Raw genomic sequence first — 11,424 nt, forward strand, 5'->3', positions numbered from 1 at the left:
GCCGGTGGGGCGCCGCCGCGTGCGGCCGGCTCACGCGTGCGCCTTGGTGCCGTGCAGTTGCAGGCCGAGTGCCTTGATGACCTTCAGGATCGTGCCGAAGCTCGGATTGCCGTCGTGCGACAGCGCCTTGTACAGCCCTTCGCGCGACAGGCCCGCGTCGCGCGCGACCTGCGACATGCCGCGGGCACGGGCGATCACGCCGAGCGCATGCGCGATGAAGGCCGGGTCGTCGCCGGCTTCCCGCAGACAGGCATCGAAGTATTCGGCCATGTCGTCGTCGGTTTTCAGGTGTTCGGCCGAATCCCACGGCCGGGTCTTGATCTTGTCCATTGATCACTCCAAGTCGAGCCGCGCGAGCATCGCGTGCGCGGCGCGGATATCCGCCTGTTGCGTCGACTTGGCGCCGCCGCAGAGCAGGATCACCCATATCGTTCCGCGCCGCACGTAGTAGACGCGATAGCCGGGCCCGTGGTCGATACGCATTTCGACGATGGGCGAGCCGGCGGATTTCCAGTCGCCGGGATTGCCCATCGACAGGCGGTCGATGCGTGCCTGGATGCGGCGCCTGGCGACACGGTCGGGCAGGCCGGCGAACCACGCGTCGAAGACGTCGGTGGTCCGGATGCTGAATGTTGGGGCACTGTAGGGCATGGATCGCAGTATGTCAACCATGGTTCACATGTCGGGTGATGGGACTTGCCGCTACAGTAGGGCCGCACGCGTCGTTTGACGTCGAAATGGCCATCGGGCCGACCTTTCCCGGTCCCCGGACCCGGCCATCCGGTCGAGGCCGGAATTTCCCGAATCCGTCTACAATCAAAAACGTCTTTGCTGCCCGTGCTTGTCGCGCGGGCGGATCCGTTTGTCCTCCGTCTCCCGGAGGTGCTGTCGCGCGTTGCCAATCCTGCTTCGCGCGGCGTGTCGTGCCGTGGTCTGTGTCCAGCAGGTAAAGCGTCCGCGTGCCGTAGGCCGGCGCGCGTTCTGAACGCCGCGCGTCCGTAAGCCGGGCAGGCGGCATCAACCGAGGTCCCCCATGAAAGCATCGGATTTGTTCGTGAAGGCGCTGGAAGCCGAAGGCGTCGAGTATGTGTTCGGCATTCCCGGCGAGGAAAACCTCGATCTGCTCGAATCGCTGCGGCGATCGAAGATCAAGCTCGTGCTGACCCGGCACGAGCAGGCGGCCGGGTTCATGGCCGCCACCTACGGCCGCCTGACGGGCCGCACCGGCGTATGTCTCGCCACGCTCGGGCCGGGCGCGACCAACTTCGTGACGGCCGCCGCGTATGCGCAGCTCGGCGGCATGCCGATGCTGATGATCACCGGGCAGAAGCCGATCAAGTCGAGCAAGCAGGGCCACTTCCAGATCGTCGACGTCGTCGACATGATGCAGCCGCTCACGAAGTTCACGCGGCAGATCGTGTCGATCGGCAACATCCCGTCGGCGGTGCGCGAGGCGTTCCGCCGCGCGGAGGAGGAGCGCCCGGGCGCCGCGCACCTCGAGTTGCCGGAAGACATCGCGCACGAGGAAGGCGATGGCAAGCCGATCCCGCGCAGCTACAGCCGGCGGCCGGTGGCGGAGGAGAAGGCGGTCGCGCATGCGATCGACGCGATCCAGGCCGCGCGCCATCCGCTGTTGATGATCGGCGCGGGCGCCAACCGCAAGACCACCTGCAAGATGCTGCTCGAATTCGTCGACAAGACGGGCATCCCGTTCTTCACGACGCAGATGGGCAAGGGCGTGATCGACGAAACGCACCCGCTGTGGCTCGGCAATGCGACGCTGTCCGACGGCGACTTCGTGCACCGCGCGATCGAGCATGCGGACTGCATCATCAACGTCGGCCACGACGTGATCGAGAAGCCGCCGTTCTTCATGCGCGCGGACGACAAGACCGTGATCCACGTGAACTTCCTCGGCGCGCAGGTCGATCCGGTCTATTTCCCGCAGATCGAGGTGGTCGGCGACATCGCGAACGCGGTGTGGCAGATGAAGGAAGCGGTCACACCGCAGCCGCACTGGGATTTCGAACGCTTCGCGATGATCAAGGCGCATTTCGACGCGCACCTGCAGAAGGGCCAGCACGACCCGCGCTTCCCGATGTATCCGGTGCGGATCGTCAACGATCTGTACACCGCGCTGCCGGTCGACGGGATCGTCTGTCTCGACAACGGGATGTACAAGATCTGGTTCGCGCGTTACTGGCGGGCGCACGAACCGAACTCGCTGCTGCTCGACAACGCGCTGGCATCGATGGGCGCGGGCCTGCCGTCGGCGATCGCGACGAAGATCGTGCATCCGCAGCGCAAGGTGATCGCGGTGTGCGGCGACGGCGGCTTCATGATGAATTCGCAGGAACTCGAAACGGCCGTGCGGCTGAAGCTCGACATCGTCGTGATGATCCTGCGCGACGATGCGTTCGGGATGATCCGCTGGAAGCAGGAAAACATGAATTTCCCCGATTTCGCGATGACGCTGAAGAACCCCGATTTCGTGTCGTATGCGCAGAGCTATGGCGCGCACGGGCATCGCGTCGAATCGGCCGACGATCTCGAGCCGCTGCTGCGCGACTGCTTTGCGACGCCGGGCGTGCACGTGATTGACGTGCCGATCGATTATTCGGACAACGAGCGCGTGCTCAACCGCGAAATCAAGCGCCTGTCGGCGCAACTCTGAATCCGCAGTTCACCGGAAGGAGCGTTCCATGCTGAAGGATACCTATCCGTACTATCTGGCCAACGAAGCGGTCTACGCGAACACCGATCTCGACGTGACCGACAAGTTCAGCGGCAAGGTCGCGACGCGCGTCGCGCTGGCCGACGCGAAGGCGATCGATGCGGCCATCGGCGCGGCGGTGGCGGCCGAGAAGCCGATGCGCGAGTTGCCGGCCTATAGGCGGCAGGCGGTGCTCGACCATTGCGTCGCGCGCTTTCGCGAGCGTTTCGATGAACTGGCCGAAGCGCTGTGCATCGAGGCCGGCAAGCCGATCAACGATTCGAAGGGCGAAGTCACGCGGCTGATCGACACGTTTCGTGTCGCGTCCGAGGAGTCGGTGCGCATCGACGGCGAAGTGATCAACCTCGAGATCTCGGCGCGCGCGCAAGGCTACACCGGCTATACGCGGCGCGTGCCGATCGGCCCGTGCTCGTTCATCTCGCCGTTCAACTTCCCGCTGAATCTTGCCGCGCACAAGGTCGCGCCGGCGCTGGCCGCCGGCTGTCCGTTCGTGCTGAAGCCCGCGAGCCGCACGCCGATCGGCGCGCTGATCATCGGCGAGGTGCTCGCGGAAACCGATTTGCCGAAGGGCGCGTTCTCGGTGCTGCCCGCGCATCGCGACGGCGCGGATCTGTTCACGACCGACGAGCGTTTCAAGCTGCTGTCGTTTACCGGCTCGCCGGCCGTGGGCTGGGCGCTGAAGGAGAAGGCCGGCAAGAAGAAAGTCGTGCTGGAACTCGGCGGCAACGCGGCGGCGATCGTCGACGCGGATCAGCGCGATCAGCTCGATTACGTGGTCGATCGTCTCGCGTTCGGCGCGTATTACCAGTCCGGCCAGAGCTGCATCGGCGTGCAGCGGATTCTCGTGCATGCGGACCTGTACGACGCGCTGCGCGACAAGCTGATCGCGAAGACGCGTTCGCTGAAGATGGGGGACCCGAAGGATCCGTCGACGTTCGTCGGCCCGATGATCTCGGAATCCGAATCGCGCCGGCTGTCGGGCTGGATGGACGCGGCCGTCGCGGCAGGCGCGAAGATCGTCGCGGGCGGCAAGGTCGACGGCGCGATGTTCGAGGCGACGCTACTGGAAAACGTGGGCCGCGAGCAGGACCTGTACCGCAAGGAGGCGTTCGGTCCGGTTGCGATCCTCGAGAAGTTCGACCGCTTCGACGATGCGCTCGCGCGCGTGAACGACAGCGATTTCGGGCTGCAGGCCGGCGTGTTCACCGATTCGCTCGCGCATGCGCAGCGCGCGTGGGACGAGCTGGAGGTGGGCGGCGTGGTGATCAACGACGTGCCGTCGTTCCGCGTCGACAACATGCCGTACGGCGGCGTGAAGGATTCGGGGCTCGGCCGCGAAGGGATCCGCTACGCGATCGAGGACATGACCGAGCCGCGGCTGATGGTCGTGCGGCGCCGCTAGCGCGTTCACGGGCGGCGCGCTGCCACGGCGGCACGCGGGCGGGCGATCGTGCGGGCCCGCGTGCCGCTTTTCATTTCGGCGTGCGAATCCGGGCACGACGGTCGTTTGCCGCGCACCGTCGGGCGACACCGCGTGCCGCGTGTGCCGAACGCGCTCGACTGCATGCATCGCATCGTGATGTAATCGCGCGAAATGGCCATCGGGGTACGACACCCGAAGGCGTGCGTATTCATTCTTCACGAGGTCGATTCATGTCCCCCGTCTCGGCATTCAAGCTGGTTCTGTTGTCATTCCTCGCGATCGTCGCGCTCGAATGCATCGCCAAGCGGCTGCGGCTGCCGCCCGCGGCCGCGTTGCTGATTGGCGGCATCGGCATCGCGTTCATTCCCGGCCTGCCGCCGATCAATCTCGATCCCGATCTCGTGCTGCTGGTGTTTCTGCCGCCGCTGCTGATGGACGGCGCGTATTTCTCGGTATGGGAGGAGTTCAAGCGCAACGTCGGCGGCATCCTGATGCTCGCGATCGGTGCGGTGGTGTTCACGACGTTCGCGGTCGGCTTCGCCGTGCACTGGGTCGTGCCGTCGCTGCCGTGGGCCGCGTGTTTCGCGCTCGGCGCGATCGTGTCGCCGCCCGACGCGGTGGCCGCGAAGGCGGTGCTCGAACGCGTCGCGCTGCCGCGCCGGCTGATGGTGCTGCTCGAAGGCGAGAGCCTGCTGAACGACGCGGCCGGCCTCGTGCTGTTCCGCTTCGCGGTCGCCGCCGCGCTGACGGGCGCGTTCAGCCTCGAGCATGCGGTCGTGCGCTTCGCGGAGTTGGGGCTCGGCGGTGTCGTGGTCGGCTTCCTGGTCGGCAAGCTCGTCGTGTGGTTCCTGAAGCTGCTCGACGACGACTATCTGGTGGTCACCGTCGCGGTGATCGCCGGCTGGATCGCGTACATCGCGGGCGAGATGGTCGAGGTGTCGGGCGTGATCGCGACGGTCACGGCCGGCATGATCGTCGGCTGGCATCAGCACGAGGTGTTCTCGGCGGCCGTGCGCACGCGCGGCACCGCGTTCTGGCAGGTCATCGTGTTTTTGCTCGAGGCGCTGGTGTTCGTGCTGATCGGGCTGTCGCTGCGCGGCGCGATACACCGGCTCGGCGGTTTCGAGCAGGTGCTCGCCACGATGGTGCCGCCGGTGCTCGCGGTGCTGGCGGCGGTGGTGGTGTCGCGCTTCGTGTGGATCTATGCGGTCGAGGTGCTGAAGGTGCCGGTGCGCGGAATCGTCCGGCGTGGTTTCGCGCCCGACTGGAAGGCCGCGACCATCATGAGCTGGGCCGGGATGCGCGGGGTCGTGACGCTGGCGATCGCGCTGTCGTTGCCGGAGGCGATGCCGGGCCGCGACGTGATCCTGGTCGCGTCGTTCGCGGTGATCCTCGTCACGGTGTTGCTGCAGGGCACGACCATCGGTCCGCTGATCCGGCTGCTGCGGCTGCCGCAGCACGAAGCGCGCGCCGCGCACCACTTGACCGAGCCGCAGGCATGGGCACATATCGAGGCGGCGCAGCTCGCGGCGATCCAGCCGCTGGTGCGCGACGAGAGCGGCAAGGTGATTCACCCGCGCCTGCTGGAGCAATACACCTATCGCGCGGAGCTGACCGAGCGGACGAAGAACGAGCCGGCCTATCCGGCGGAGGTGCGCATCGCGCACTACGACGTCGTGCTGGCCGCGATCAAGGCCGGGCGCACGGAACTGTTGCACCTGCATCGTTCGGGCCGCATCCACGACGAGATGCTGCACATGCTCGAGCGCGATCTCGATCTGCAGGAAGTCTCCGCGCAGCACGCGCGCGGCTGACGGCCGACCGCGCGGCGGCGGGGCGTTGGCGCATCGCCCGCCACCCGCCACCCGCCACCCGCCACCCGCCACCCGGCGTCCGGCGTCCGGCGTCCGGCGTCCGGCGTCCGGCGTCGGTGTCGGTGTCGGTGTCGGTGTCGGTGTCGGCGTCGCGGCCCACCGCCGTGGCGCCATGCCTCCCTCATTTCCCCGATTCGGCACGTCCAGATCCGGCCCCGATACGGCCGGCGTACCGGCCTTGCGGCGCATGCAAACCTCGCGGCACCGCCCGCGCAAACGTTCCCGTCTTTCGAATCCGGAAATGATCTGATTTATCTGAATCCCGCTCTTTCACTATATTTGGCAAAACTAAACCGGAAGGAGATAGATGCTGTGTTCTAATTTCATTTAGAATCAGCCGGTTATCTTTATTGAGAGAAAGCACGCGGAGGTAATGCGACCGTCGACGGGGAAAAATCGGCGTTCGAATCCCCGTGAGGCAATGCCGACAGGCCAGATCGGCAACAACGGGTGAATTGCTCAGCCGCCAAATTAAGATGGCGCCCAAGTCAGATAAACAACTCCTATGAAAGAATCAATTGGAGATTTGGCGTTTGAAACGGTATTTATGAAAGAATCGAGCGGTGAAAATGCGCCGGATTGTCTTGAATCGGGGCTGTCGGTCCTGCTCGTCGACGATCAGCCGTTCGTCGGCGAGGTAATCCGGCGCGCGCTGCGCAGCGAGCACGATATCGACCTGCATGTGTGCACCGATGCGCACAGGGCGATGGCGGTCGCGCGCGACGTGAAGCCGACGGTGATCCTGCAGGATCTCGTGATGCCGGAAATCGACGGCCTCGATCTCGTTCGCGCGTGGCGCGCCCACGCCGATACCGCGCGCGTGCCGATCATCGTGCTGTCGGCGAAGGAGGAGCCGATCGTCAAGCGCGAGGCGTTCATCGCCGGCGCGAACGACTATCTCGTGAAGCTGCCGGACGCGATGGAGCTGACCGCGCGGATCCGCTATCACTCGAATTCGTACCTGATGTCGCGACAGCGCGACGAGGCACTGGATTTCCTGTCGCACGACATGCGTTCCCCGCAGACGTCGATCCTCGCGCTGCTCGAGGTCTACCGGAGCGAGCACGGCGACATGCCGGCGATCATGGAGCGCATTGCCGGCCACGCACGCCGGGCGCTCGCACTCGCCGACGGCTTCATCCACCTGACCCGCGCGCAGTCGGAGCGCCGCGCGCACGAGGTCGTGAGTCTCAACGAAATCGTGCTCGACGCCGTCGACCAGTTGTGGGAGAAGGCGGCCGGATTCGGCAGCCGCGTCGTCGCGCACGTGCCCGACACCGCGTGCGTGACGATGGGCGACCGCATGATGCTCACGCGTGCGGTCGCGAACCTGATCGACAACGGACTGAAATACGGTCCGGCCGGCACCGTCGTGCACTGCACGCTGAGCGACGACGGCGGTGCATGGCTGATCGGCGTCGAGGACGCCGGCGCCGGCATTGCGCCCGAGCAGCGCACGGCCGCGACCGAGTCGTTCGTGCGGCTCGAATCCGCGCACGGCGCGGCGCGCAGCGGCTTCGGCCTCGGCCTGGCGTTCGTTCGCGCGACGGCGGCGCGGCATCGCGGCCAGATCCTGATGCGCAATTCGCCGCGCGGTTTCATGGTCGGGCTTCGACTGCCGGCGCAGGCGGAGCGGTAATATCGCGGCGCGGCCTGCCGGCGCCGCATCGTCCGCTGGCCCAGATGCGCTCGTGGCGCGCCGTTCGGCGCGCGGGCGGGCGCGAATTTTTTTCAACGCTGATTCTAGAAAGCCCATAACGAACATGGCCACCGTGACGCCCCGCGCAACCAATGAAAGCCTGCATCCGACGATCGGCGCTGCCCGGCTGACGCTCGGCAACCGCATCCTGCTCAGCTTCGGCGTGCTGTTCGTGCTGATGCTGGTGACCGCCGGCGTGTCCTACGAGCGCCTGCGCGCGATCAACAGCGAAGCCGTCAGCATCGAACGCGATTCGCTGCCCGGCGTCTATCTCGCGGCGTCGCTGCGCGCGTCGGTCAACGAGTCGTTCTCGCTGCTGCAGCAGGCGACGTTCGTCGATACCGACCCCGACACCGTCCAGCACAATCTCGCGAAGATCGCCGATTCGCTGAAGGACATCGAATCGCTGTCGGTCGACTACCAGAACACGGCGTTTCGCGACGAGGACCGGCAGCGTTTCGCGACGTTCCGCGGCGCGTACGACCGCTACGTGCCGCTGCTGAACGATGCGATCCAGAAGACCCGCACGTCGCACGAGGAAGCCACCGCCGCCTACGCGAAGGCGGCGCCGGTCTGGACCGAGGTCGTGCGCAACGCGAACACGCTCGTGCAGGAAAACCGCAAGTTCGCCGACAACTCCGCGAAGGTGATTCGCCAGTCGGTGCAGGACACCGAGGTCGTGCTCGCGCTTGCGCTGGGCATCGTGCTGCTGTCCGCGCTCGGGCTCGGCTACGGGCTGTTTCGCGCGGTGACCGTGCCGATGGCGCGGCTCGTCGAAGTGCACGACGTGATGCGCACCGGCAACCTGACGCGTCGCCTGGACCTGCGCCGGCACGACGAATTCGGCACGCTCGAGACGGGCTTCAACCGGATGGCCGACGAATTGACCGAGCTCGTCGCCCGCGCGCAGCAGTCGTCGCTGCAGGTGACGACGTCGGTGGCCGAAATCGCGGCGACGTCGCGCGAGCAGCAGGCGACCGCGAATGAAACCGCGGCGACGACCACCGAGATCGGCGCGACGTCCCGCGAGATCTTTGCGACGTCGCGCGACCTGCTGCGCACGATGAACGAGGTGGCCGGCGTGGCCGAACAGTCGGCGACGCTCGCGGGCGTGAGCCAGAGCGGGCTCACGCGGATGGGCGAGACGATGCGCAGCGTGATGGACGCGGCCGGCTCGGTGAACGCGAAGCTCGCGATCCTCAACGAGAAGGCGCTGAACATCAACCAGGTCGTCGCGACCATCACCAAGGTGGCCGACCAGACCAACCTGCTGTCGCTGAACGCGGCGATCGAGGCCGAGAAGGCCGGCGAATACGGCCGCGGCTTCGCGGTTGTCGCGACCGAGATCCGCCGCCTGGCCGACCAGACGGCCGTGGCGACCTACGACATCGAGCAGACGGTGAAGGAGATCCAGTCGGCGGTGTCGGCGGGCGTGATGGGGATGGACAAGTTCTCCGAGGAAGTGCGCCGCGGGATGCTCGACGTGCAGCAGGTCGGCGGGCAACTGTCGCAGATCATCGCCGAGGTGCAGACGCTCGCGCCGCGCTTCCAGATGGTCAACGAAGGGATGCAGACGCAGGCGAACGGTGCCGAGCAGATCACGCAGGCGCTGTCGCAACTGTCCGAAGCCGCGCAGCAGACGGCCGAATCGCTGCGCCAGTCGTCGCAGGCGATCGACGACCTGACGCTCGTCGCGAACCAGCTGCGCACCAGCGTGTCGCGCTTCAAGGTCGACGCGTGACGCGCGCCGAGCCGCACGGCGGCGTGCACGCGCTGTTCCTGATGTTCGAGCTCGACGGCGAGCGCTATGCGCTGGACGCGGCCGACATCGAAGAGGTGCTGCCGCTCGCGGCCACCAAGGCCGTGCCGGGCGCGCCCGAATGGATCGCCGGGCTGCTGATGCGCAGCGGCCAGCCGGTGCCCGTGATCGACGTGCCGATGCTGGCGCTCGGGCGGCGCGCGCATGCGCTGCGTTCGACGCGGCTCGTGATGGTTCGCTATCTCGCCGGGCCCGCCGGGCGCGGGCGTGTGATCGGCCTGATCGTCGAGCACGCGACGCAGACCCTGCGGATCGATCGCACGACGTTCCAGGCGAGCGGCGTATCGACTGCGCGCACGCGCTGGCTCGGGCGGGTCGCGAACACGCCCGACGGCATCGTGCAGCAGGTGGCGGTGGCCGACCTGATCGACGACGTTGCACGCCTGTATCTGTTCGACGGCCAGCCGGGCCATGAAGGGGAGTCCGCATGAAAGCGTCCGAATCGCGATTTCGCGGCTGGCTGTTGCGCGAGACCGGCATCGACCCCGATTCGCTCGGCAACGATTTCCTGAGCCGTGCGCTGACCGAGCGCGTGCATGCGCTGCAGGGCGACAGCGAGCGGCTGCCGTCGGCGGCGCGGCCGCCCGTGACCGCGGACGCGCTCGACGCGTACTGGCAGCAGCTCAACGCTTCGGCCGACGAGCGGCGCGCGCTGATCGAACTGTTCGTCGTGCCGGAGACGTGGTTCTTCCGCGACCGCGAGGCCTTCGCGACGCTCGCGCGGCTCGCCGCCGAGCGGCTTGCGGTCGCGCCCGGGCGCGTGATCCGCGTGCTGAGCGCGCCGTGCTCGAGCGGCGAAGAGCCGTATTCGGCGGCGATGGCGCTGCTCGACGCGGGGCTCGATCCGGCCAGCTTCACGATCGACGCGATCGACCTGAGTGCCCGCGCGATCGAACAGGCGCGGCTCGGCTGCTACGGACGCAATGCGTTTCGCGGCACGGCGACCGAGTTTCGCGCCCGGCACTTCACGCAGGCCGCGGACGGCTGGCTGCTCGACGAGCGCGTGCGCGCATGCGTGCAGTTTCGCCAGGCCAACCTGGTCGAACCGGGCGCCGACACGGGCATTCGCTACGATTTCGTGTTCTGCCGCAACGTGTTGATCTATTTCGATCGCGACGTGCAGGATCGCGTGATCGGTTCGCTCGAAAGCTGCCTCACCGACGACGGAACCTTGTTCGTCGGTCCGGCCGAGACGGGCGTCGCGATGCGGCACGGAATGCGCTCGGCACGCGTGCCGCTGGCGTTCGCGTTTCATCGCGCGCGCACCGGTGCGGTGGCGGACGGATACGCGGCCCGGCATGCGGCTCCGATGCCCGCGGTTGCGCCGTACCGGCGCGCGGAGCGCTTCACGGTGGCGCCGGCGGCCGCCGCGCGTCCGATGCTGGCCGTCGTGCCGCCGACGTGGATCGGTGCCGCGCAGCAACCGGTCGCGGGGCTCGCGGCGGCCGAGCGCCCGATAGCGGTCGAGCCGCATTCCGATGTCGGCGCTGAAATACGGGCCGACATGCGCGGCGAGCTGCTCGACGCGGCCGCGCCGGTTGCCGATAACGTCGCGCCGACGCTCGAGGAGGCACAGGCGCTCGCGAACGCAGGGGCGTTCGACGAGGCCGAGCGCGTGCTCGCGTTGTTTTCGGCGCGGGTGGGGCCGCACGCCGATGCGTTCTACCTGAACGGGCTGATCGCGGATGCACGCGGGCGTGCCGCGGAAGCCGGCGACTTCTACCGGAAGGCGCTGTACCTGCGGCCCACGCACCACGAAGCGCTGACGCATCTTGCGACCTTGCTCGATGTCGGCGGCGATGGCGCCGGCGCGCAATGGCTGCTCGAGCGTGCGCGGCGCTCGGCCGGATAAGAGACTATGAGAATACGGGTTGG

9 protein-coding genes are annotated in these 11,424 nt (G+C 67.3%); 7 read left to right on the plus strand and 2 right to left on the minus strand.

Features of this window, described 5'->3' with window-relative positions:
• Positions 1-30: 30 nt before the first annotated feature.
• A complete protein-coding gene (locus BME24068_RS18095; protein WP_096505596.1) occupies positions 31-330 on the minus strand; it encodes an addiction module antidote protein in 300 nt (99 codons plus the stop codon).
• Positions 331-333: 3 nt separating this feature from the next.
• Entirely contained in the window at positions 334-651 is a 318-nt protein-coding gene (locus BME24068_RS18100; protein WP_338138589.1) for a type II toxin-antitoxin system RelE/ParE family toxin, read from the minus strand.
• A 382-nt stretch (positions 652-1,033) separates the two neighbouring features.
• On the opposite strand from BME24068_RS18100, the gene BME24068_RS18105 reads away from it, so the two are divergent.
• The 7 genes from BME24068_RS18105 to BME24068_RS18135 all read left to right on the plus strand — a co-directional run bounded on the left by BME24068_RS18105 (position 1,034) and on the right by BME24068_RS18135 (position 11,401).
• Positions 1,034-2,674 carry an acetolactate synthase large subunit gene (locus BME24068_RS18105; protein WP_096505592.1) on the plus strand — a complete coding sequence of 547 codons (1,641 nt, stop codon included), beginning with the start codon at positions 1,034-1,036 and terminating at the stop codon, positions 2,672-2,674.
• A 28-nt stretch (positions 2,675-2,702) separates the two neighbouring features.
• Positions 2,703-4,136: an aldehyde dehydrogenase family protein gene (locus tag BME24068_RS18110; protein WP_174926897.1), complete on the plus strand. Its 1,434-nt coding sequence runs from the start codon at positions 2,703-2,705 to the stop codon at positions 4,134-4,136.
• Between the two features lie 251 nt (positions 4,137-4,387).
• Entirely contained in the window at positions 4,388-5,971 is a 1,584-nt protein-coding gene (locus BME24068_RS18115; RefSeq protein ID WP_096505588.1) for a Na+/H+ antiporter, read from the plus strand.
• 565 nt (positions 5,972-6,536) lie between these two features.
• Complete coding sequence (locus BME24068_RS18120) at positions 6,537-7,670, plus strand: hybrid sensor histidine kinase/response regulator (RefSeq protein ID WP_096505586.1); 1,134 nt, start codon at positions 6,537-6,539, stop codon at positions 7,668-7,670.
• 124 nt (positions 7,671-7,794) lie between these two features.
• Positions 7,795-9,471 (plus strand): methyl-accepting chemotaxis protein, encoded by a 1,677-nt coding sequence (locus BME24068_RS18125; RefSeq protein ID WP_096505584.1) that lies wholly within the window; start codon positions 7,795-7,797, stop codon positions 9,469-9,471.
• Entirely contained in the window at positions 9,468-9,980 is a 513-nt protein-coding gene (locus BME24068_RS18130) for a chemotaxis protein CheW (RefSeq protein ID WP_096505582.1), read from the plus strand. Before BME24068_RS18125 ends, BME24068_RS18130 begins: the two co-directional genes overlap by 4 nt.
• Positions 9,977-11,401 (plus strand): CheR family methyltransferase, encoded by a 1,425-nt coding sequence (locus BME24068_RS18135; RefSeq protein WP_174926898.1) that lies wholly within the window; start codon positions 9,977-9,979, stop codon positions 11,399-11,401. Before BME24068_RS18130 ends, BME24068_RS18135 begins: the two co-directional genes overlap by 4 nt.
• The last annotated feature ends 23 nt before the right edge of the window (positions 11,402-11,424 follow it).

Source organism: Burkholderia anthina (assembly GCF_902498995.1).
GTDB lineage: Bacteria > Pseudomonadota > Gammaproteobacteria > Burkholderiales > Burkholderiaceae > Burkholderia > Burkholderia anthina.